We start from the raw sequence: 24,489 nt of genomic DNA on the forward strand, positions 1-24,489 counted from the left end.
TGACCGTGTGTTTTTGTTATACTACACCTACCAAGGCATAACGTAAGATGTACAGAATAAGCAAATGTGCGGGATAAAAATAATAGAAAAGATCTCTTTGCCACTGTGCGCCATTGCCGCCACGTTGACCATTGTAGAGATAAATGAAAGGTAAAACAGTAATAATCATAAATTCATTTGAAAAACTGAGTACCTGGTAAAGCGTACCTGCTGCACTGCCTGTAAAATAGCCCACCAAACTCCATATAAGCAAAAGAAGACTAAAAGTAATAATCCCTGCTGAAATTTTTGCCCATCTTCTTCGGAAAAAATAGAAAATGAGGACCAATACAAGCTCATATGGGCCACCCTCACTCAACAGGATAAGGGGCAAAAGTAATATAATGACTAAACTATATGAAAAGCACTTAAGCTTCGTCCCTTGATTTTTACGAATAATATCAATTGCCCAGATTAAAGCAAATAAGAGCGCCAGCGTCATGAAAATATTTTGACCTGCAAGAAGTAAAAATATATCAAATTGCCCATATGGGTTCTCAAAACTGCTCCGTGTCAGCAAGTTGAAGCTAATATTGATGGCATACATTAGTAGACCACCACCTAGAAGCCTTAAAAAATATTTTTTTCGACTTCTTGTATAATGAAAGCCTTCGACCATCATAAAGACAAATAGAGGTGCGACAAATCTCCCTAAAAAGCCTATCCAGGTAGGTAAGCCCAAATAACTTCCAAGATAAATGTTAATATGGTCGATAACCATAAATACTATACCTATAATTTTTAAATCATAGCTAGAAAAAATTTTTTTCATACTCTGTTCTCCCTTATTTGTGAAACAGATTTTCTAGAAGAAACCAGCCTAGATGAAGATAGTTAAGAATCAAGAGAACTACTTTTACTGAGACGGCTTTTTTTAAAAAAACTGATACCTTTTTATTATAAAGGAGGAATTGTACATCCACTCTTACATCTCAGTAATTTATGGCTTATTAAAAAACTGCTGGAGCAACTTTCCAACAGTTTTTTCTTATTTTTTGATTTGAATAAACAAGACTTTCAAATAATCACCTTCCGGGAAAGAAGAAGCCACCTTGAAGTCGGCAGGCAAGTGCTCTTCCTGAAAAATATCAAATTTAACTTTTTTATTTTTCAGAGCCTGTTCTACCATTGTACGGAATTTCTCACGGCTAACATTCGCAGCATTTGTAGAGGCAATCAAAAGTCCTTCTTTATTTAAAATATCGATTGATTCTTGAACGAGTTCCCCATAATTCTTTGCCACCGAAAAAGTCTTCTTCTTGTTGCGAGCAAAGCTTGGTGGATCTAAAACCACAACATCATAACTTAATTCTTTTTTCTTGGCATAATTAAAATAGCCAAAAACATCCATAACATAGATACGTTGACTCTCTGGATCAATGCCATTCATTGTAAATTGTTCTCGCGTTTTATCCAAAGAACGTTTGGCCAAATCTACTGAGGTTGTCTGACTTGCTCCTCCAAGCGCTGCTGCAACCGAAAAAGCGCCTGTATAACTAAACATATTAAGAAGAGTCTTACCGGCCACTAAACCACTTGCTAAAGTACCACGCACTTCTTTCTGATCTAAGAAAATCCCTGTCATCAGCCCTTCATTCATATATGTTGCATAGGTCACACCATTTTCCTTAACGGCCAATGGTTCTGGGGCAATTTCTCCGCCTATATGTCGCGTTTCAAAACTTAGTCCATCAAAACGAATTTTTTCATAAATTCCTTTGATTTCAGGATAAACAGAGCGAAAGGCAGCTATAATGTCTGTACTTTGCGTATAGATAAAAGGATTGTACCAGCTAAAAACAGCATAATCGGCATAATAATCAACAGTTATACCGCCTAAGCCATCGCCTTCACCATTAAAAATCCGGAAAGCTGTTGTTAGGTCATCTTGGAAAAAAGAAAGACGTGCGCGCTTAGCTTCCTCAAACTTCTTTTCATAGAAACGCTGATTTATATCCTCTGGGATTTGACTTAAAAGCCAACCAGCGCCTTTATTTTGCTTCGATAAATAGCCTCTTCCTAAAAAGTTTTCTTTTTCATCAACAAAGTCAATAAACCCATCTTCCTGTGGAGTAGACTTTAAATCTTCGGCAACAATTAAGGGAAAAGCGCGACGAAGCTTAAGTGCAGCCTGCTTTTTTACTGTGATTTTCTTCATAGTATTATTGTATCAAAAAAACAGACCAGGGTCTGTTTTTTATTGCATTATTTTTCTGTAAGAGCATCAAGTCCTGGAAGAACTTTACCTTCGAGAAGTTCCATAGAAGCACCACCACCTGTAGAGATCCATGAGAATTTATCTGCACGGCCAAGGTTGATTGCTGCAGCTGCTGAGTCACCACCACCGATGATTGATTTTACACCTGGTTGAGCAATGATAGCATCCATAACACCAATAGTACCTGCTTGGAAATCAGGGTTTTCGAAGACACCCATAGGACCGTTCCAAACAACTGTTTTAGCACCTTCAAGCTCTTTAGCAAAACGTTCAACTGATTTAGGACCAGCATCAAGGCCAAGGAAACCTGCATCGACTGCTTCACCTTCAGTATCTTTCACTTCAGTGTAACCAGCAAAAGCATTTGCTTCTTTTGAGTCTACTGGCAAGATAAGTTTACCGTCTGCTTTTTCAAGCAATTCTTTTGCCAAGTCAAGTTTGTCTTCTTCAACCAAAGAATCACCGATTTCGATACCTTGTGCTTTGAAGAATGTGTACGCCATACCACCACCGATGATAACTTTGTCTGCTTTACCAAGCAAGTTTTCAATAACACCGATTTTATCTGAAACTTTTGAACCACCAAGGATCGCTACGAATGGGCGAACTGGGTTTTCAACAGCTTCTTGGATGTAAGCAATTTCGTTTTCAAGCAAGAAACCAGCTACTGCTTTATCCACGTTAGCAGAAATACCTACGTTTGAAGCGTGCGCACGGTGAGCAGTACCAAATGCATCATTTACGAAGATACCGTCTCCAAGTGAAGCCCAGTATTTACCAAGTTCAGGATCATTTTTAGATTCTTTTTTACCATCAACATCTTCAAAACGAGTGTTTTCAACAAGCAAGATATCGCCATCTTTTAATTCAGCAATAGCAGCTTCCAATTCAGCACCACGTGTAGTTCCTGGGAAGACCACTTCTTTGCCCAATTTTTCGCCCAAAGCTGCTGCTACTGGAGCAAGAGATTTACCAGCTTTATCTGCTTCTTCTTTAACACGACCAAGGTGAGAGAAGAGAATTGCACGTCCGCCTTGTTCAAGTACATACTTGATTGTTGGAAGAGCTGCAGTAATACGGTTATCATTAGTAATTACACCATCTTTAAGTGGGACATTGAAGTCCACACGAATAAGAACTTTTTTTCCTTTAAGATCTACATCTTTAACAGTCAATTTTGCCATTTTCTGGAAATCTCCTATAAATTTTTATTTAGTAATAAAGTAATTATATCACAATTTAGGCAAAACTTTCTCTCCAAGCATTATCAATAAACTCACTGCTGATCATACAATATTTTCGTTATTTTTTCTTTCAAACGATACTTTTCCATACGATGCAATTCATCGCCCGCGAGATAACTTTTCAGGAGCCGTCGGTAACGTAAACTTAAGTTTTCAAAAACTTCTTCAAGTAAACTTCCAGAAATCAGCGTATGTTCTGGACTGGCCGCTTTACCTTTTAAAGCATCCGAATATTCGTATATGTCTAAGCCAGTCCCACAATCAAAACCCCTTTTAAAAGCCCGCTCCCTTCTTTTAATATCAATAAGTCTCTGCTTATAGCGCACCTTAAAATGGCAAAATAAATTCCTTTGTGTCACACCGTCGCTAAGCAAGTCATATAATACCAAGCGCCCTTCCTGCTGATAGTCATCAATCGTCCAAAAATTTATCGGAATTAAACGACTGCTTTTCCACACAATATGTTGGACAGAATGAAATATTTCTTCCAGCTGCTCCATATCTAAATTATGCTCCATCCTTATATTTTTTTCTCCCCTCTAGAATAACTTCCAACTTATCGTAATTTTATTATGTTCCCCCTTCCTTTTGTGATATGCCCTACTCCTATATAGTAGAATACCATAGCTTCAATTAAATACAATTATCAAATTATTTTTATTTTTTAAATTTCTAAAACATAATCGAAATTATGGACATTTTTTAAGTTACAGAATATAAATTGACATTTTATCAAAAAAACTAGAATATTAGCACGTATCTTTTCATCTTAGAGTAATAAATAACAATTCTCTGATATTTAACAAACAAACTTATTTGTCAATAAAATAACTAGGTCACTAACCTAGTTATTAATAAAAAAACCAAGAGTCATAAAACTCTTGGTTTGACTGATGCCGAGGACCGGTTTCGAACCGGTACGAAGGTTACCCTTCGCAGGATTTTAAGTCCTGTGCGTCTGCCAGTTCCGCCACCCCGGCAAAATATGGAAAATCCCCCACTAAGGGAGAACTAACAAAGCGAACGACGAGATTCGAACTCGCGACCCCAACCATGGCAAGGTTGTGTTCTACCCCTGAACTACGTTCGCAACGCTTAAAGAAAGAAAAACTTTCTAAATACCTCTAGCTGCACTACACTAGGTCCAACAGTTAAAGGAATGCCGACTACATGATTCGAACACGCGACCCTCTGATTACAAATCAGATGCTCTACCAACTGAGCTAAGTCGGCTATAAAAGAAATGCGGATGAAGGGACTTGAACCCCCACGCCCTAAAGCACTAGAACCTAAATCTAGCGTGTCTGCCAATTTCACCACATCCGCTTGACAAGTTCTTTTACGCTTTATACCTCAACCTATTGTTAAAGTATGACCCGTGCTGGGCTCGAACCAGCGACCCTTTGATTAAAAGTCAAATGCTCTACCAACTGAGCTAACGAGTCTATTTCTTTTATTACCTTTCAAGTCTATCAACTTGAAACGGTTCCGACGGGAATCGAACCCGCGATCTTCGCCGTGACAGGGCGACGTGATAACCGCTACACTACGGAACCTATGGGAGTTAACGGGATCGAACCGCTGACCCTCTGCTTGTAAGGCAGATGCTCTCCCAGCTGAGCTAAACTCCCAATCACTTGGCATTTACCCTATCTCGCAGGGGGCAACCCCCAACTACTTCCGGCGTAATAGGACTTAACTTCTGTGTTCGACATGGGAACAGGTGTATCTCCTATGCAATGAATACCAAATCATGGTCTGAATGTATTGAACACTCAAAACTAAATAACAATCTCTTGATAAATAAGTAAAGCTGAACTCATATGTTCTATTACTTGGTAAAGTCCTCGAGCTATTAGTACTGGTCCGCTCCATCCCTCGCAGGACTTCCACTTCCAGCCTATCAACCTGATCATCTCTCAGGGCTCTTAATTCATAAAGAATGGGAAATCTCATCTTGAGGTGGGCTTCGCACTTAGATGCTTTCAGCGCTTATCCCTTCCCTACATAGCTACCCAGCGGTGCTCCTGGCGGAACAACTGGTACACCAGCGGTAAGTCCACCCCGGTCCTCTCGTACTAAGGGCAGATCCTCTCAAATTTCCTACGCCCGCGACGGATAGGGACCGAACTGTCTCACGACGTTCTGAACCCAGCTCGCGTGCCGCTTTAATGGGCGAACAGCCCAACCCTTGGGACCGACTACAGCCCCAGGATGCGACGAGCCGACATCGAGGTGCCAAACCTCCCCGTCGATGTGAACTCTTGGGGGAGATAAGCCTGTTATCCCCAGGGTAGCTTTTATCCGTTGAGCGATGGCCCTTCCATGCGGTACCACCGGATCACTAAGCCCTAGTTTCCTACCTGCTCGAGTTGTAGCTCTCGCAGTCAAGCTCCCTTATACCTTTACACTCTACACATGATTTCCAACCATGTTGAGGGAACCTTTGGGCGCCTCCGTTACTCTTTAGGAGGCGACCGCCCCAGTCAAACTGCCCGACAGACACTGTCTCCCACGCCGATTATGCGTGTGGGTTAGAGCAACCATGAAGCAAGGGTAGTATCCCAACAGCGACTCACTTGAAACTAGCGTCCCAAGGTCAAAGTCTCCTACCTATCCTGTACATGCTTCACAGGTACTCAATATCAATCTGCAGTAAAGCTCCATGGGGTCTTTCCGTCCTGTCGCGGGTAACCTGCATCTTCACAGGTACTAAAATTTCACCGAGTCTCTCGTTGAGACAGTATCCAAATCATTACGCCTTTCGTGCGGGTCGGAACTTACCCGACAAGGAATTTCGCTACCTTAGGACCGTTATAGTTACGGCCGCCGTTTACTGGGGCTTCAATTCAGAGCTTCGCCTAAGCTAACCCCTCCTCTTAACCTTCCAGCACCGGGCAGGCGTCACCCCCTATACATCACCTTGCGGTTTAGCAGAGAGCTGTGTTTTTGATAAACAGTTGCTTGGATCTTTTCACTGCGGCTGTATTTCTACAGCACCCCTTCTCCCGAAGTTACGGGGTCATTTTGCCGAGTTCCTTAACGAGAGTTCTCTCGATCACCTGAGGCTACTCGCCTCGACTACCTGTGTCGGTTTGCGGTACGGGTAGTATTGAATTAACGCTAGAAGATTTTCTTGGCAGTGTGACATCAAGGGCTTCGCAACCGTAGTTGCTTCCCCATCACAGCTCAATGTTAAAGGAAAATGCATTTGACACATTCCACACCTCACTGCTTAGACCAGAATCCATTAACTGGCTCCCTTTAGCCTACTGCGTCCCTCCATCACTAACAATACTAGTACAGGAATATCAACCTGTTGTCCATCGACTACGCCTTTCGGCCTCGCCTTAGGTCCCGACTAACCCAGGGCGGACGAGCCTTCCCCTGGAAACCTTAGTCTTACGGTGGATAAGATTCTCACTTATCTTGCGCTACTCATACCGGCATTCTCACTTGTAATCGCTCCAGCACCCCTCACGGTATACCTTCATCGCTGATTACAACGCTCTCCTACCATTTAATTAATATTAAATCCACAGCTTCGGTAATATGTTTAGCCCCGGTACATTTTCGGCGCAGGGTCACTCGACTAGTGAGCTATTACGCACTCTTTGAATGATAGCTGCTTCTGAGCTAACATCCTAGTTGTCTGTGCAACCCCACATCCTTTTCCACTTAACATATATTTTGGGACCTTAGCTGGTGGTCTGGGCTGTTTCCCTTTCGACTACGGATCTTAGCACTCGCAGTCTGACTGCCGCACATGTGTATTAGCATTCGGAGTTTATCTGAAATTGGTAACCCGAGATGGGCCCCTCATCCAAACAGTGCTCTACCTCCAATACACTTAAATTGCGACGCTAGCCCTAAAGCTATTTCGGAGAGAACCAGCTATCTCCCAGTTCGTTTGGAATTTCTCCGCTATCCACAAGTCATCCAAACACTTTTCAACGTGTCCTGGTTCGGTCCTCCAGTGCGTCTTACCGCACCTTCAACCTGCTCATGGATAGGTCACTAGGTTTCGGGTCTACATCATGATACTAAAGCGCCCTATTCAGACTCGCTTTCGCTACGGCTCCGCCTCTTCAGCTTAACCTCGCATCATAACGTAACTCGCCGGTTCATTCTACAAAAGGCACGCTCTCACCCATTGACGGGCTCGAACTTCTTGTAGGCACACGGTTTCAGGTGCTATTTCACTCCCCTCCCGGGGTTCTTTTCACCTTTCCCTCACGGTACTGGTTCACTATCGGTCATTAAGGAGTATTTAGGCTTGGGAGATGGTCCTCCCGGATTCAAACTGGATTTCGCGTGTCCAGCCCTACTCAGGATACTGCTAGGTATAAAGTCTATTTCAAATACGAGGCTATTACTCTCTTTGGCTTACCTTCCCAGGTAATTCTTCTATAGACTTTAAGTCCACGTTGCAGTCCTACAACCCCAAGAAGCAAGCTTCTTGGTTTGGCCTGTTTCCCGTTCGCTCGCCGCTACTTAGGAAATCGTTTTTACTTTCTCTTCCTGCAGGTACTTAGATGTTTCAGTTCTCTGCGTTACCTTCTCGTAAGCTATGTATTCACTTACGGATACTATGCATAACATAGTGGGTTTCCCCATTCGGAGACCTAGGGATCAATGCGTACTTACTGCTCCCCCTAGAATATCGTCGTTAGTCACGTCCTTCTTCGGCTCTTAATGCCAAGGCATCCACCGTGCGCCCTTATTAACTTTGCCATTAAAACAAGTATAAGTTTTTTCGAACTATTTAAAATAATTCGCAGCTTTACAGAAATGTTTTACCATTTCTCGGTTTATTTATCGTTATAAGATATTGTTATTTAGTTTTCAATGATCAATTCCTATTTTAACGTCTTCGTTGACAAGATACTTCCGTATCTTATGGAGCCTAGCGGGATCGAACCGCTGACCTCCTGCGTGCAAAGCAGGCGCTCTCCCAGCTGAGCTAAGGCCCCTTCTCTCAACGCAATCTTCTCTATCTTGCATCAAAAGACTGCTTGTTTGGTCTTTATAGACCCCTCAAAACTGAATAAAGTAGAACAACATCTTTTTTTATATTCCTTAGAAAGGAGGTGATCCAGCCGCACCTTCCGATACGGCTACCTTGTTACGACTTCACCCCAGTCATCGGTCTTACCTTAGGAAGCGCCCTCCTTGCGGTTAGGCAACCTACTTTGGGTACTCCCAACTTCCGTGGTGTGACGGGCGGTGTGTACAAGGCCCGGGAACGTATTCACCGCGGCGTGCTGATCCGCGATTACTAGCGATTCCGACTTCATGCAGGCGAGTTGCAGCCTGCAATCCGAACTGAGAATGGTTTTAAGAGATTAGCGCACCCTCGCGGGTTGGCGACTCGTTGTACCATCCATTGTAGCACGTGTGTAGCCCAGGTCATAAGGGGCATGATGATTTGACGTCATCCCCACCTTCCTCCGGTTTATCACCGGCAGTCTCACTAGAGTGCCCAACTTAATGATGGCAACTAGTAATAAGGGTTGCGCTCGTTGCGGGACTTAACCCAACATCTCACGACACGAGCTGACGACAACCATGCACCACCTGTATCCCGTGTCCCGAAGGAACTCCTTATCTCTAAGGATAGCACGAGTATGTCAAGACCTGGTAAGGTTCTTCGCGTTGCTTCGAATTAAACCACATGCTCCACCGCTTGTGCGGGCCCCCGTCAATTCCTTTGAGTTTCAACCTTGCGGTCGTACTCCCCAGGCGGAGTGCTTAATGCGTTAGCTGCGCTACAGAGAACTTATAGCTCCCTACAGCTAGCACTCATCGTTTACGGCGTGGACTACCAGGGTATCTAATCCTGTTTGCTCCCCACGCTTTCGAGCCTCAGTGTCAGTTACAGGCCAGAGAGCCGCTTTCGCCTCCGGTGTTCCTCCATATATCTACGCATTTCACCGCTACACATGGAATTCCACTCTCCTCTCCTGCACTCAAGTCTCCCAGTTTCCAATGCACACAATGGTTGAGCCACTGCCTTTTACATCAGACTTAAGAAACCACCTGCGCTCGCTTTACGCCCAATAAATCCGGACAACGCTTGGGACCTACGTATTACCGCGGCTGCTGGCACGTAGTTAGCCGTCCCTTTCTGGTTAGATACCGTCACTTAAGTAATTTTCCACTCTACTTAACGTTCTTCTCTAACAACAGAGTTTTACGATCCGAAAACCTTCTTCACTCACGCGGCGTTGCTCGGTCAGGGTTGCCCCCATTGCCGAAGATTCCCTACTGCTGCCTCCCGTAGGAGTCTGGGCCGTGTCTCAGTCCCAGTGTGGCCGATCACCCTCTCAGGTCGGCTATGTATCATCGCCTTGGTAGTCCTTTACACTACCAACTAGCTAATACAACGCGGGATCATCAAGTAGTGAAGCAATTGCTTCTTTCAAATAAGAATCATGCGATTCTCATTGTTATGCGGTATTAGCGTTCGTTTCCAAACGTTGTCCCCCGCTACTCGGCAGATTTCCCACGCGTTACTCACCCGTTCGCCGCTCTTCATAAAAATAGCAAGCTATCTTTAATCATCGCTCGACTTGCATGTATTAGGCACGCCGCCAGCGTTCGTCCTGAGCCAGGATCAAACTCTCATTTAAATTTAGTTCATCAAATGAACTGGCTGTTGTTTTGTCTTTCATTATTGAATTGACAGTTGGTATACAAGAAGTTAACTTCTCGCATATAGTCATTCTACTTTATTCAGTTTTCAAAGGTCTATCGCTCTCGTAAGAGATACGCTCTCTCGCGACAACTATTATATTCTATCAAACTCACTTTGTTCTGTCAAGAATAAACTGTGATTTTTCTCCCTTTTTTTTACACTCGTTCGGAAAACCCCGCCGTTGTCACGTTTAAAGACTATAAAAAAACCAGACACTTTGGGGTCTGGTTTCTTGTTTTTTTTATTAAAAGAGGTCTTCAAAGAGACTTAATTGATTATCTTCTGGCATTCCTTGGAGGATTCCCATAGATTTCATATTGTCAACAACTGTTTGTGATACGCCCCCTCGTTTACGAAGTTCCATAATACTCAAGAACTCTCCTTCTTTACGGGCTTCAACAAGTTGTTTTGCAACGTTTTCTCCCAAGCTATCCATTGTGATAAATGGCGGAATCAATGTATCGCCATCGATAACAAATTCTGTAGCTTCACTGCGGTAAAGGTCAATTTTGCCAAATTTATAGCCACGTTCAAGCATTTCGTTACAAAGCTCAAGCGTTGTCATTAAAGAGACCTCAGTGTTTGTTGCATCGAAACCTTTATCACGAATCTCCTTCATCTTCGCCTTGACTGCATCTAAACCTGCTCCCATCGTTGCAACATCAAATGTTGTTGCACGAATAGAAAACCATGCACAATAGTAAAGAATTGGCTTATGTACCTTGAAATAAGCAACACGAAGAGCCATCATAATATAGGCAGCAGCATGGGCTTTCGGGAACATATATTTGATTTTCGAACAAGATTCAATATACCAATCTGGGACACCATGCTCACGCATCGCATTAACATAGGTTTCTCTTTCTTCTGCCCCAATCTTGCTCCACATCCCTTTACGCACTCGTTCCATAATATTAAAGGCCATGGATTCGTCTAAACCAGCATGTATCAAGTAAACCATAATATCATCCCGACAACCGATAACGCTGGACAAGTCAGCAATTCCTGAGCGAATCAATTCTTGGGCATTACCTGCCCATACGTCCGTCCCATGTGAAAGTCCTGAAATTTGCAGTAAATCCGCAAAAGTTTTAGGTTTAGCTTCAGCAATCATGTTCATTGAAGTGAAGGTCCCCATCTCAGGAATACCTAGCGTACCAAGTTTTGCGCCTAGTTGCTCCTCCGTAATCCCCAACGATTCTGTGCCTGTAAAGAGTTTCATTACTTCCTCATCGTCCATGGGAATATCTTGTGGGACAATCCCCGATAAACTTTGGAGTTTTCGAATCATCGTCGGATCATCATGTCCAAGAATATCAAGTTTTAAGATGTTATCATGAATCGCATGGAAATCAAAGTGGGTAGTTTGCCATTCCGCACGCACATCATCAGCTGGATATTGTACAGGTGTAAAATCATAGACATCCATATAGTTTGGAATAACGATAATCCCGCCCGGGTGTTGTCCAGTTGTACGTTTAACACCTGTTGAAGTCATGGCTAAACGATCAATTTCAGCATTGCTATAAAACTGATTGTAATCTCGTTCATAACCTTTGACAAAACCAAAGGCTGTTTTTTCGGCTACCGTACCAATTGTTCCCGCACGAAAAGCATAGTCTTCTCCAAAAATATCACGGACATCCAAATGGGCCAAAGGCTGATCATCTCCCGAGAAGTTCAAGTCAATATCGGGTACTTTGTCACCTTTGAAACCAAGGAAAGTTTCAAAGGGAATATCATGACCATCTTTTACCAACTTATGTCCGCATTTTGGACATTTTTTATCAGGCATATCATAACCTGAGCCGTAGCTCCCATCATCATAACATTCAAAATATTGACATTCCGGGCAGCGATAATGCGGTGCAAGAGGATTAACCTCGGTAATACCAATCATTGTAGCTACAAGTGAAGAACCCACTGATCCACGAGAACCTACTATATAACCACGTTCATTTGAACGCCGTACAAGTTCTTGCGAAATAATATAAACCACGGAGAAACCATTCCCTATAATAGAACGTAACTCTTTTTCCAAACGCGCATCTACAATATCTGGCAAAGGATTGCCATACCACTCGTGCGCTTTCTCATAAGTCAAACGCGTGATGCGCTCCTCAGAACTTTCTCCACCTTCAAAGGTCATTTTCGGTGTATAAAGATCATCTCTTACAGGTGTTAATTCTTCAAACCGCTCTGCCATTTCTTGCGTATTGGTGATGACAATTTCACGCGCTGTGGCTTCGTCTAAGAAGCTAAATTCGTCCAACATTTCATCTGTCGTACGGAAATGCGCTTCGGGTAAAGGTAGAGGTTTTGCATGCTCCCCTCTTCCTTGATTCCAGTTGATTTCTGCCCCTTGACCCAGCGAACGTATAATAATCTCACGATTTATCGCATCTTCTGGGTTAAGGTAATGAGCATCACCAGTAGCTAAGACCGGTTTGCCTAACTTCTTGCCGAGCTTAATCAAGTCTTTCAGCGTTTGTTGCAGCTCTTTCTCACTCTTAAAATTACCCCCGACAACAAGAGATTGATACAGCGCTGGCGGCATAACTTCAATAAAGTCATAAAACTTGGCAATTTCTAAAGCTTCTTCAAAGGTTTTATTGGTTATTGCATCGAAAACTTCGCCTGATTTGCAAGCTGAGCCAACAATGATGCCTTCTCTATGTTCTTGCAAAACGGAACGCGGAATACGTGGTACACCAGCAAGATACTTAACATTAGAATAACTTACAAGTTTAAATAAATTCTTCAAACCTGCTTGTGTTTGAGCATAAAGTGTAACGTGTTTTGGACGGACTTTCTTATAAGAATCTTCCGCTACGAGTTTGTCGTTCAAGTCAAGCAGTGATGTCCAGCCAAAACGATCGCGAACTTCATTAAGGAAGACAAACAATAAACGTCCCGTCGCTTCCGCATCATAATTGGCCATGTGGTGATGCTCTAAACCAATCTGAAACTTTTTCGTCAATTGTCCCAAACCAAAACGCTTCATCTCTGGGTACAGATTACGAGCGAATTCTAAAGTATCCACTACAGGTTGCTTAATGATAGGCAAGCCATTTCGCTGATAATTCATATTCATAAAGCCTACGTCAAAAGTAGCATTATGGGCTACCAAGATACTGCCTTGACAAAATTCTTGAAAGGCTTTTAAAACATCATATAGAGGCTTCGCATTTTTTAAATGATCCTGTGTAATACCTGTTAATTCTGTTGTAAAATCACTAATAGCATAACCAGGGTTAATAAACTCATCAAACTCGCCGATAGGATTTCCCTTATGCATCTTCGTTCCGGCAATTTGAATCAAGTCATTATGTACAGCAGATAGTCCTGTCGTTTCCACGTCAAAGACAACATAAGTTGACTCATACATGTTGACATCTTCTTCATTAAATACAATAGGAATCTTGTCTTCTACCAGATTTGCCTCTACACCATAGATAATCTTTACACCATGTTTCTTACCGGCTTGGTGAGCTTCAGGATAAGCTTGAAGACCCGCATGGTCTGTAATGGCAATTGCTTTATGACCAAATTTCGCAGCTTGAGCAACAAGCTTACTTGCAGGAGGCATCGCATCCATGGTTGACATATTCGTATGGCTATGAAATTCCACACGTTTATCTCCTTCAGCCGCCTTATCTTCCCGCACTCTTTGTGTCGGTATTTCTTGTAAGTCACTCATCTGGAGAACAAGATCTTTTTTATAGTCATCATGCTGCACTGTGCCGCGTACCCGCGCCCAAATGCCTGTAAGCTGCTTAGCCACAGCAATTTCTTCATCACCACGAACCCATTTTGAGATATAAAAGCTGGATGTATAATCCGTCATTTCAATCTCTAACAGATGGCTAATATTTCCTGTCTTGCGTGATTTAATCTCGCGCAGCTCACTCTTAAAGATATAACCTTCAAACACCAAAGCACCATGAGTAGAAAATTCACTGACCGAACGCATCGGTGTGATTGGCTCAGAATTCTTAATTTCACGCCCTATCTGAATTTTATCTGATTTTACAGCACTAATTTGTGCCGCGACTCGACTACAATCTTCTTTTTTAGCAATCTCAACGACATCATTTGCGGTCATGACTAGATCGTCTTTATAAACATCATGTGCAATATTTCCACGCACACGCAGCCAAATGCCTTGATCAAATTGAATCGCACCATCTTCACTTGTATTGGCCGCTTTGACTTTCTCAACAATCGCGTCAAATTGAGCTATCTCATTGTCTTTGCGCCCCCATTTAACAACTTGGAAGATGGAAGTTTCATCCGCAATCTTCATCTCCAAAACATGATTGACTTTTCCTGTACCATTGCTGGCAAACTCACGATGATGCGCATCAAAGACGTAACCTTCAAAAACAACGCCACTTCCCTCGCCAGCGATAAAGCTCATCGAAGTCACGGGGCTTGTGCCGTTAATTTTACGTCCAAATGAAATTCCTTCTGACAAGGCTGTATCAATTTTTTCAGGAGCTTTTTCGGTTTTGGCACTAGCTTCATCTGTGCGTTGCTTTTTGAGTTCACTTATCTGCTGTTGCGAGGCTGACTCTGCAGCCAGCATGTTATGCACTTTACGCTCATGTGCTTCTCGTTTTTCCAAGGTTAACTTTTCGTCAACAACAGGGCGAATAGTAAGTGCTCCAAAGCCAAAATCCTTTAACTTTTCTTCTAAGATAGGGAAGTCTTTTTTTACAAAATGATCCAACTGAGGATTATCTTCGACCAAAAGATTGATCTGAACGCCTCGTTGCTCTATCTGATATTTTTTAAAGATATTCGCAAAAGCTGTATCTGCTAAGTCTGGTAAAGTCAATGCAAGCTGATAATAATCGTTAAGCATCGCCTCATCAAATTCAGGTTGGTCCACTGTTATCGAAAGTTCCGTCTCAGCGATAGTTGAAAAAGCAGACTCAATCAATCCAGACAAAACCTTCCACTGTTCAACTGGCAAGATTTTCTCAAATTTTAATTGGAATTTCCAAAGCTTCCGTTCCGTATGTACTTCGACATTTTCAATTTCTCCACTGGAAAAAAGAGCCGATTCGCGAATTTGGTTTGGCATTTTTATTTGATCCATCAGTTTTTCAAAAAGATTTTCCATTTTTTCTCCGCATATCTCTATTTTTTCTGTATCCTCCATTATAACAAAAAAGCAACATCTGTGCTTTTTATCGGAAATTATTATGAAGTTAAAAAGGCTGAAAGTGATGTCAGCCTTTTTAATTTTAGAAAAAACACGTAAATTTCACTTAAAAACATCAGCCTTTCGCCTTAGGATAGCAAAAAGTATTCCAAAGATAAGAGCGGGGAGAGCAAAACTTAACAAGTCTATAGCTAGAGTGTCAGGAAAATCAAAACCAGACACAAGCATGTGATTGAAAAGCTGACTGAAAAAATGGGTGAGCAATAAAAATGATAAAAAAATTAACTTTAGGATGTCAATTTTCCGAGGTCCAAGCATAAAAACTGCTAATAAGAAAAGACCTGAAATGGCTAGACTTAATAATTCTGTCGTCAGATTGAGGGGAAATTCGAGGAAAGCCACAAGCCCCCATTGCACAAATCTCCTCAAAAAATTGGTGCCTAGCATAAATGCTAAACCCCAAAAAAATAATTTCATAATATTACACCTCACCTTTGGGATATTATAAGTTCTTTTAAAGAGTTTATAAAGGATAATTAACAGCAAAATAATAAAGCCGATCGTTACTATTAAGCCATAAAGTTGTTATTTTATTTAATTTCATCAACTTAATACACCTAATAGTAAATTCATTTTTTAGTACAAATATACCAGATATAGGCCAGAATTATTTTAGGTATTTTACATCGCTTTGCAAGCCTTTCAGTATTAACTTTATTTTTTCCCATGATAATCTTTGCTTAATTTCTTAATAGAATAAGAGGAACTTCCTCTAAATATATTTTTGCTCTTAATATTTTATTAAATTATTTAAAGAAATTGTAACATAATCTTTTCCTTTCAAGAAAAGATATAAAAAAGATTGAGACAATTCCAATCTCAATCTTTTCATTTATACTTTAAAAACTTACCAGATAAGTTTTAGAGGCTTAATCTGTGATATCTTATTTCGTCAAAATTTCAATCGTATTGACAAGTTCTTCTTTATTGATTTCAACAACTTCACCTGTTGCGCGAATTTTGACTTCAACGATACCTTCACTTGCTTTTTTACCGATCGTTACACGAACAGGTAAGCCAATCAAATCACTGTCTGCGAATTTAACTCCTGCACGTTCATTGCGGTCATCCACAAGAACTTGATAGCCTTTACCACGAAGGGCAGTTTCTAGTTCAGCTGTTACAGCCATCGCTTCTTCATCTTTTGTATTGACTGGTACCAAGTGAATATCAAATGGTGCAAGCTCTTTAGGGAAGTTGATTGACCAGCTGAATTTGTACTCTTCACGTGGTGTTTTCTCTACGTAAATGCGGGCAAATTGTTCAAGAATTGCTGAAAGCAAACGGCTCACGCCGATACCATAACAACCCATAACGATCGGCACTGCCTTACCATTTTTGTCAAGAACGTTAGCGCCCATTGAATCTGAGTAGCGTGTGCCTAATTTAAAGATGTGTCCAATCTCAATACCACGCGCAAACTTAAGTGTGCCACGACCGTCAGGAGACATTTCGCCTTCGTTAACCGTACGTAAATCAACAAATTCGTCTACTTCAAAGTCACGACCAAAATTAGCATTACGATAGTGGAAACCATCTTCATTTGCTCCGATGATAGCATTCTTAACCGCTTGAACTTCACGGTCAGCAATAATCTTAACGTCTTTCAAACCGATAGGACCAAGTGAACCAAAGTGAGCACCAGCTAAGTTTTCAACATCTGCTTCTGTGGCAGGTTCGACAGAACTTGCACCTAAGTAGTTTTGGAGTTTGACTTCATTCAACTCATCATTACCGTGCATCAGTACTACAACTAACTCTTCATCAGCACGGAAAACAAGTGTTTTAATCGTTTCAGCAACGTCAGCTTCTAAAAAGGCAGCAACTTCATCGATTGTCTTCGCGTCAGGTGTTGCAACTTTTTCAAGCTCTAAAGTTTCCGTATAGCTAGCGATATTTTCAAACTTGTTTGTTGCCATTTCCAAGTTAGCAGAATAGTCACCACCGTCAGCATAAACGACTGTGTCTTCACCTGCAACAAGCCATTTGGCAAGTTCTTCTTGGATTTGCTCAATGACTGTGTTTGGAATTTCGTCAATTGATTCAATAGAATTTCCAAGAACCAACCATTTTTCCAGATCCGTGCGATCAGCTGTGATAGCCATAAACTCTTGACTATCTTTACCGCCCATTGCACCACCGTCACCAATGATTGCTTTGAAATCAAGACCCGCACGACTAAAGATTTTTTCATAAGCACGCTTGTAGTCGTTGTAAGTTTCATCAAGACTTTCATAGTCCGCATGGAAACTATAACCGTCTTTCATGATGAATTCACGACCGCGGAGCAACCCATAACGTGGACGTTTTTCATCACGATATTTCGATTGAATTTGGTAAACGTTTAAAGGAAGTTTTTTATATGAAGTAACTTCATCACGTACCAGGGCCGTCATTGTTTCTTCATGTGTAGGACCTAGGATAAAGTCGGAATGATCGCGGTTTTTCAACTTGTAGAGATCTTCCCCATAAGTATCGTAACGTCCTGATTCACGCCAGAGATCTGCTGTCAAAAGTGCAGGAGCCAAGAGTTCTACTGCACCGATTTCTTCAAATTCTTCGCGCATGATTGTTTTAAGTTTTTCAAGCACACGATTTGCCAATGGCAAGTAAGCGTAAATACCTGCAGAGATTTGACGGACATATCCCGCACGAACTAAAAGAGCATGTGAGATAACTTGTGCATCGCTTGGCATTTCGCGAAGCGTTGGTATAAGCATTTTTGATTGTTTCATATTTTATTCCTTAAATTTTTCGTTTCTTATCTAATAAAGGCTCGGAGGATATCATTCCAAGTCACAGCAATCATCAAGACCACCATAAAGACAAGACCAACAAGTGTTAAGATTCCTTCTTTTTCTTGTGAAAGTGGTTTGCCTCGTAGGGCCTCAACAATATTGAGGACAATTTTCCCTCCGTCAAGGACGGGGATTGGGATTAAATTTACGATTCCCAGATTAATTGAGAGCATGGCAAGTAAAGCGATAACAGATAATAGACCTTCTCGGGCTGCTTGCCCACTTAAATCATAAATGGCAACGGGTCCACCAAGTTTATCAAGACTTGGCTGTGCAATGAGGTTACCTAAAGCTTTAAATATCAACGTTGTTGCGTTAGCAGCCTGAGTAAAGCCACCCGTTAGCTTATCTAAAAAGCCAGTTTTGATTGTTTGAGTGATACCAATGCGGTATCTTCCGTCAATTTTTTCTGGCTTGAGCTCCAGTGTCTTCGTCGCACCTGCACGTTCGATATCCAGCTTGATTTCACTGCCATCATTTGCACCGATCCTTTGGACAACTTCTTCCCAGTTATTGGTTTTTTCACCATTGACTGCTTGGATTTTATCCTTTGACTGTAAACCTGCCGAATAAGCAGGGGTGCCAGATTGGACTTGTCCGATTTGATTTGTATTAGAAGGTACACCACCTTGCATAAAAGTGATGATAATAAAAGCTATAATCCCTAAAATAAAGTTATTTAAAGGACCAGCAAAATTTGTTAAAATCTTGCCGAGAACGCTGGCACTTTGATATTGTACGTCGCGTGGAGCGATACGAAGTTCCGTGCCATCCGCTTCGATAATTGTTGCATCATGGTCAACTGAATAACGTTTTGTTTCACCAAAAACTTCTCCTTCGATGAAAAGTGCTTCTTCAAAATCGTATTCAGTGACCAGCATGGGGACACTATTTTCCAAAGTCACCCGCTCAGAAAGATTAATTTTAACCACCTGATTTTCAACAATCATCAAAGATGCCGGGGTTCCTTTTTTTATTTCCGTTGTATCATCGCCCCAGCCCGCCATGCGGACATAACCTCCAAGAGGAAGTATACGAATGCTATAAAACGTACCATCTTTGGCTTGATGTGCAAAAATTTTGGGGCCCATTCCAATGGAAAACTCGCGGACTAAAATCCCCGCGCGCTTAGCAAAGAACAGATGACCATACTCATGTACAACAACAATAATACCAAAGACAATGATAAATGTTACCAATGTTTGAATCAATAAAGATCCTCCCTTAATCTTCTAGCTTTTCATCAGCTTGTGAGCGAATAACTTTAAAGGTGTATTTATTTCTTATTTTCTTTGAAACAAAACCCTCCTTAACACTCTATTTTACCTAAAGCGTAATAAAATGTGAAGTGAGAGTATTTTTATTTCGTATTATTTTACCTCAAGGCTTAGAACAAGCCTAATAAATGCATAATTGGGAAGACAAAGATTAAATTATCAAAGCGATCAAGCACGCCTCCATGTCCCGGTAAAAGTTTCCCTGAATCTTTTACCCCATAATGACGTTTGATGCTTGACTCTACCAAGTCACCAATTTGTCCTACGATAGAAAAGACAATGGTAAAGAGAACAAGTTTTACGAAGCCGATTTGAGGCAAGTCATTTTTATAAAAAATAAACATCAAAATTGCAACGACTACTGCAGATAAGATACCTCCAATAGAACCTTCTACCGTCTTATTTGGTGAAACATCGGGGATTAATTTTCGTTTCCCAATTGATTTCCCGACAAAGTATGCCCCAATATCTGTAGACCAAACAATAAATAAAGCCAAGAAGACGACAGCTAATCCACTTTCACGTGCCAAGAGTAAGCTTTGAAAGCCAATACCTACATAAAAGGCTGAGAGAAAAGGAAAGCCAATATCTTCGAAACTATATGAACCTTTGGAAAAAACCATAGCGGTCAACATGCCAAATAAACAAAGCATGAAGAGAAGAGTACTTCCTTCAACATCCATGCCAAAGAAATATTTTCCAATCGGCAAAGCCAAGCATAAGGCCGCCATAGTTGATAATATTCCTTCAAAAGACATCAATTGTAGTTTGTGCATCTTGAACAGTTCATTCATCGCTATAATAACCAACAATGCTATTAAAATTTGAAAATAGGCACCGCCTGCCAACATTAGGCCAATAAAAACGGCTCCTCCGATAATAGCAGTGATTATACGCTTTATCATTTTACTCCTCCATATCTGCGATCACGTTTTTGAAACTCTAAAATAGCAGCATCTAAAGCTGCTTCATCAAAATCTGGCCAAGCTACGTCTGTAAAATAAAGCTCACTGTAGGCAGCCTGCCAAGGTAAAAAGTTAGACAAACGTAATTCCCCTGATGTTCGGACAATCAAATCAGGATCCCGTAAATCTTCAGGTAAAATTGCTGTCTGTAAATGAGCAGAAAGTTCTTCTTCTGTAATTTCCGCCAAATCTTTGCCACTTTTTGCCAACTCTTGAACAGCCAAAAGGATATCCCGACGTCCGCCATAATTCATGGCAAAGTTAAGAATCATTCCTGTATTATTGGCTGTTTCAGCAGCTGCACGGTCAATTGAATTTAAAGTTGCTTTCGGTAAACCTTCGCGCTCACCAATCATCCGAATTTGGATATTTTCTTCATTAAGAATTGGAAGATATTTACTATAAAAATCAATGGGCAAACTCATGATAAACTTGACCTCATCCATAGGACGAGACCAGTTTTCTGTCGAAAAAGCATAAACAGTCATTACCTTTACACCACGTCTTTGTCCGTGGATAGCTGCCGTCTTTAGGGCATCCATTCCGGCCTTATGACCAAAAATTCTTGGTTTCCCTTGACTTTTAGCCCAACGGCCATTTCCATCCATAATTATTCCAATATGCCGTGGCACTGGAATTTGCTCTTGCGAGTTATTTTTTAAGTTATTAAACATAGCACCTCACAGTTAGTACTCCCATTTTATCATATTTTGGATAAAAACACAGGTAAATTCGATACATTTTGCTCTGAAGTCACTGCAGTAATGGCTCTCTAAAGAGAAAAAGACCTGTTTTTTACAATACAATCATGGTGTTTTCGAAAAACAAAAAACCTATCACGAGTGATAGGCTTTTAAACTTATCTTTTACTGCTTATTCTTCGATTGGGTTATCTTCTTTTTTAGTTTCTTCAACAACTGTTGTTTCAGAAACTGTTGGTGCTGCAACAGTATTGTTTTTTACTGTTTTAACAGCTGCACGATCAAAAGTTAAAATAACGCCTTCACAATCTAATTCGATCGTTGCATCAGCTTCATTCATACCACTCAAGACACCGTGTAAACCACCAATAGTTACGATTTCTGCGCCAATAACCATTGAGTTCAATTGTTCTTGACGTTGTTGTTGAGCTTTCTTTTGGCTACGGTTCATGAAGAACATCATCCCACCTACAACAACAACCATAAAGATCAAAGACATAACATTCATTTATTAAATTCTCCTTTAAAACATTGATTATCCACAGACAATAGGACTATTATAGCACATTTTGTAAGGGCTGTCTATAAATACTTAGACGCTTCACGCAAAGACAAATTTGCAAGTTTTTCTTCATTTTCTGAAAGAAAGTGGGCGACCCATTTTGGATGCGTCTTCGAATAATCTCTTAAAGCCCACCCGATAGCCTTATTAATAAAAAATTCCTTTGACCCCAGATTATTTCGAATTACGGAGGACAGGAGTTCTGTATCTGTCGCTTCTTTAAAACCAAGCTGACAATCAATTGCGATACGACGAATCCAAAAATTTTCATCTATTGACCAATTCAAAATATCTTGTGATTTTATCTTTCCACTAAGCAAGAGAGTGCCCACCAACTCATCCAAACTATCCACTGTTTCCCACCAAGATTTTGTCGTTGCTAGCTGATAAATTTGGGGTAAATCTGTAGTCTTTAGATACTTCTTCATTTTTCGAAGATAGTCACATGCCAAATATTGAAATTCTCTTTCTTCTTCTGACCACAAACGATCAACAAGTTGCCAATCGATTATCTTTTCTTCAGCTTTTTCCTTTAAGAAACTTTTTGATAACTCGCGACGAACCGGTGTTGAAAGCCCTAAAAATTTAAACTGGTTGCGCAAATAAGCTTCTTGCTTCTTTGCCTTTTCTGTATCAGCATGGGCCTGAAAGTCTTCTATGATTTTCATTTATGATAGGCACTCCCTCTATTTATCATTTGTGCGCGATAAATTTGCTCAATAAGCACAAGCCGCATTAATTGATGGGGTAAAGTAAAACGCCCAAAAGATAATTGTAAATCACTTCGTTTATAAACAGCATCAGATAGCCCCAGAGATCCTCCAATAACTAAAACTAAGTGACGCGTACCATAAATTTCACAGTTCTTCACAAATTCGGCCAGATTCTCACTGGTCATTAGCTTGCCTTGAATGGCAAGAACTGCCAACTTATCCCCATCATCAATTCGAGCCAATATTTTTTCACCTTCTCGATTTTTTACTGCTTCTTTTTCCTTGTCTGAAGCATTGTCGGGAATTTTTTCATCCGGCAACTCAATAATTTCCACAGGATTCATCGTGCGCATACGCTTTTGGTATTCGGCTATGCCATCCTTGAGATACTTTTCTTTAAGCTTTCCTACAACAATTAATTTTATCTTCATTCTTCTATTTTATCTTTTTCCCCAGTTGAAAGCAAAATGAAAGCTAGATTTATCAACATTTTTCACAACTTATCCACATTCTTGTGGAAAAGCTGTGAATTTTATTCACTTGTTCACAATTATTATTGAGTTTTACACAGAAGTGTGGAAAACTTCTTTTTCTATTTCCATTTTAGTGGCTTTTAAGGTATTATATAAATGTGAGTATCCCGCAATTATAAGTATTATATTAAAGATTATTTAAGGAATGTACATTATACTTGTGTATAAATATTTCTTACTGGAAAAGGAGATTCTTGTACTATGGCAAAAAAAAATATCGCCTCATTACTTATTACAGGCGTAGCCGGAGGTGCTATCGCTCTCGGAGGTAGTGCTATCTACCAAAATATGACCAACACGCCGTCATCTAACAACACTTCGGACAATTCTGTAAGTACAGTTAACGTCCAAGTAAATACAGATACTACAAAAGCAATCAAGAAAATTTCGAACACTGTTGTTTCCGTTCTTAATTACCAAAAATCGTCCTCAAGCAACGATTTTGAGAAGATTTTCGGCGGAGGCGATACAAGTAGCAATGAGAGTAATACGCCACAGCTGGCTGGAGAGGGTTCTGGTGTTATTTACAAAAAGGATGGCAATACAGCATATATCGTCACCAACTATCACGTTATTGAAGGTGCTTCTTCCCTAGAAGTTCTCATGGCTGGTGGTCAAAAGGTTACTGCTGAAGTTGTTGGTTCTGATGCTTATTCTGATTTAGCTGTCCTCAAAATTGATGCTAAGTATGTCAAAGAAACAGCAACATTCGGCAACTCTGACAAACTTACTGTTGGTGAGCCCGCTATCGCGGTGGGTTCTCCCCTTGGAAGTGAGTATGCAAACTCAGCAACAGAAGGAATTGTTTCAAGTCTAAATCGCAATGTTACACTGCAAAACAGCCAAGGCCAAACAATTAATGTTAACGCTATTCAAACCGATGCAGCTATTAACCCCGGTAACTCTGGTGGTGCACTCATAAATATTCAAGGACAAGTCATCGGGATTACCTCAAGTAAAATTACCTCAACACCAAGCGGAACAAGCAGCAGTGGTGTCTCTGTAGAAGGTATGGGATTTGCGATTCCAGCCAATGATGTCGTTAACATTATCAATAAGTTGGAAAAAGATGGCAAAGTTATTCGACCTGCTCTCGGTGTACAAATGGTCAACTTGTCAAGTCTTTCCCAAAATATGTTAGCTTCACTTAACCTTCCTGAAAACGTGACTAACGGTGTTGCTATCGCTGAAGTTCAATCAGGAATGCCTGCTGCCAAAGCTGGACTCAAGCAAGGCGACGTTATTGTCAAAATCAATGATGACGAAATCACTTCAAGCGTGAACCTTCAAAGTACACTTTATAAGTCTTCAATTGGTGATACGATTAAGGTAACTTATTATCGTGACGGAAAACAGGCTACTGCGAATATCAAATTGGATAAAACAAGTAGTGATATCAACTTTGACAAACAAAATTAAAAAATTACATCCCCTTGAAACAGGGGATTTTTTGATAAGGAATTATAATAAATATTTATTTTTTGTTAATAGAATTATGGTAAAATAGTGATA

Annotated in this window: 13 protein-coding genes, 8 tRNA genes, 3 rRNA genes and 2 pseudogenes; 1 reads left to right on the forward strand and 25 read right to left on the reverse strand. The window is 40.8% G+C overall.

Annotation, left to right across the window (positions count from 1 at the left end):
* Window positions 1–16 precede the first annotated feature (16 nt).
* The 25 genes and pseudogenes from J0J35_RS07845 to rlmH all read right to left on the reverse strand — a co-directional run bounded on the left by J0J35_RS07845 (window position 17) and on the right by rlmH (window position 22,875).
* A complete protein-coding gene (locus J0J35_RS07845; protein WP_206916541.1) occupies window positions 17–811 on the reverse strand; it encodes a TraX family protein in 795 nt (264 codons plus the stop codon).
* Between the two features lie 216 nt (window positions 812–1,027).
* The gene (locus J0J35_RS07850) at window positions 1,028–2,197 is read right to left on the reverse strand and encodes a class I SAM-dependent rRNA methyltransferase (protein WP_206916542.1); all 1,170 of its coding nucleotides are present in this window, start codon (window positions 2,195–2,197) and stop codon (window positions 1,028–1,030) included.
* 47 nt (window positions 2,198–2,244) lie between these two features.
* Window positions 2,245–3,441, reverse strand: a complete 1,197-nt coding sequence (gene pgk, locus J0J35_RS07855; RefSeq protein WP_014025460.1) for a phosphoglycerate kinase — start codon at window positions 3,439–3,441, stop codon at window positions 2,245–2,247.
* Between the two features lie 92 nt (window positions 3,442–3,533).
* Window positions 3,534–4,019 (reverse strand): hypothetical protein, encoded by a 486-nt coding sequence (locus J0J35_RS07860; protein WP_029343540.1) that lies wholly within the window; start codon window positions 4,017–4,019, stop codon window positions 3,534–3,536.
* Between the two features lie 376 nt (window positions 4,020–4,395).
* Window positions 4,396–4,481: transfer RNA gene (locus J0J35_RS07865), tRNA-Leu, on the reverse strand.
* A 38-nt stretch (window positions 4,482–4,519) separates the two neighbouring features.
* Window positions 4,520–4,591: transfer RNA gene (locus J0J35_RS07870), tRNA-Gly, on the reverse strand.
* Window positions 4,592–4,661: 70 nt separating this feature from the next.
* Window positions 4,662–4,734 (reverse strand) — tRNA-Thr (locus tag J0J35_RS07875).
* A gap of 11 nt (window positions 4,735–4,745) precedes the next feature.
* Window positions 4,746–4,827 (reverse strand) — tRNA-Leu (locus J0J35_RS07880).
* A 46-nt stretch (window positions 4,828–4,873) separates the two neighbouring features.
* Window positions 4,874–4,946, reverse strand: a tRNA-Lys gene (locus J0J35_RS07885).
* 38 nt (window positions 4,947–4,984) lie between these two features.
* Window positions 4,985–5,057 (reverse strand) — tRNA-Asp (locus J0J35_RS07890).
* Window positions 5,058–5,059: 2 nt separating this feature from the next.
* Window positions 5,060–5,132 (reverse strand) — tRNA-Val (locus tag J0J35_RS07895).
* 4 nt (window positions 5,133–5,136) lie between these two features.
* Window positions 5,137–5,252 (reverse strand): 5S ribosomal RNA (gene rrf, locus J0J35_RS07900).
* A gap of 84 nt (window positions 5,253–5,336) precedes the next feature.
* A 23S ribosomal RNA gene (locus J0J35_RS07905) occupies window positions 5,337–8,235 on the reverse strand.
* A 166-nt stretch (window positions 8,236–8,401) separates the two neighbouring features.
* Window positions 8,402–8,474 (reverse strand) — tRNA-Ala (locus J0J35_RS07910).
* A gap of 110 nt (window positions 8,475–8,584) precedes the next feature.
* A 16S ribosomal RNA gene (locus tag J0J35_RS07915) occupies window positions 8,585–10,133 on the reverse strand.
* Together the 16S, 23S and 5S rRNA genes with 8 tRNA genes alongside form the textbook arrangement of a ribosomal RNA operon.
* Before the next feature lie 309 nt (window positions 10,134–10,442).
* Window positions 10,443–14,216, reverse strand: a pseudogene (locus tag J0J35_RS07920) (PolC-type DNA polymerase III); the annotation flags it as partial.
* Window positions 14,217–14,765: 549 nt separating this feature from the next.
* A pseudogene (locus J0J35_RS11810) lies at window positions 14,766–15,365 on the reverse strand (PolC-type DNA polymerase III N-terminal domain-containing protein); the annotation flags it as partial.
* Between the two features lie 105 nt (window positions 15,366–15,470).
* The gene (locus J0J35_RS07925) at window positions 15,471–15,845 is read right to left on the reverse strand and encodes a hypothetical protein (RefSeq protein ID WP_206916546.1); all 375 of its coding nucleotides are present in this window, start codon (window positions 15,843–15,845) and stop codon (window positions 15,471–15,473) included.
* A 467-nt stretch (window positions 15,846–16,312) separates the two neighbouring features.
* Window positions 16,313–18,163 carry a proline--tRNA ligase gene (locus tag J0J35_RS07930; RefSeq protein ID WP_017369962.1) on the reverse strand — a complete coding sequence of 617 codons (1,851 nt, stop codon included), beginning with the start codon at window positions 18,161–18,163 and terminating at the stop codon, window positions 16,313–16,315.
* Between the two features lie 26 nt (window positions 18,164–18,189).
* Window positions 18,190–19,437, reverse strand: coding sequence for an RIP metalloprotease RseP (gene rseP / locus J0J35_RS07935; RefSeq protein WP_086583290.1), 1,248 nt, complete (start codon window positions 19,435–19,437; stop codon window positions 18,190–18,192).
* A gap of 176 nt (window positions 19,438–19,613) precedes the next feature.
* On the reverse strand, window positions 19,614–20,408 hold the full coding sequence (locus J0J35_RS07940; protein WP_019291563.1) for a phosphatidate cytidylyltransferase: 795 nt from the start codon (window positions 20,406–20,408) through the stop codon (window positions 19,614–19,616).
* A complete protein-coding gene (locus tag J0J35_RS07945; protein WP_019292981.1) occupies window positions 20,405–21,142 on the reverse strand; it encodes an isoprenyl transferase in 738 nt (245 codons plus the stop codon). Before J0J35_RS07945 ends, J0J35_RS07940 begins: the two co-directional genes overlap by 4 nt.
* A gap of 199 nt (window positions 21,143–21,341) precedes the next feature.
* Window positions 21,342–21,677, reverse strand: coding sequence for a preprotein translocase subunit YajC (yajC, locus tag J0J35_RS07950; RefSeq protein WP_019292982.1), 336 nt, complete (start codon window positions 21,675–21,677; stop codon window positions 21,342–21,344).
* 74 nt (window positions 21,678–21,751) lie between these two features.
* Window positions 21,752–22,399 carry a DNA alkylation repair protein gene (locus J0J35_RS07955; protein ID WP_046401302.1) on the reverse strand — a complete coding sequence of 216 codons (648 nt, stop codon included), beginning with the start codon at window positions 22,397–22,399 and terminating at the stop codon, window positions 21,752–21,754.
* Window positions 22,396–22,875, reverse strand: a complete 480-nt coding sequence (gene rlmH, locus J0J35_RS07960) for a 23S rRNA (pseudouridine(1915)-N(3))-methyltransferase RlmH (protein ID WP_019291566.1) — start codon at window positions 22,873–22,875, stop codon at window positions 22,396–22,398. The genes J0J35_RS07955 and rlmH overlap by 4 nt, the downstream gene beginning before the upstream one ends.
* Before the next feature lie 303 nt (window positions 22,876–23,178).
* Between rlmH and J0J35_RS07965 the strand changes: the two genes are divergently transcribed.
* A complete protein-coding gene (locus tag J0J35_RS07965) occupies window positions 23,179–24,396 on the forward strand; it encodes a S1C family serine protease (protein ID WP_019291567.1) in 1,218 nt (405 codons plus the stop codon).
* The last annotated feature ends 93 nt before the right edge of the window (window positions 24,397–24,489 follow it).

It is taken from the genome of Lactococcus sp. LG606 (assembly GCF_017309645.1).
Taxonomy (GTDB): domain Bacteria; phylum Bacillota; class Bacilli; order Lactobacillales; family Streptococcaceae; genus Lactococcus; species Lactococcus petauri.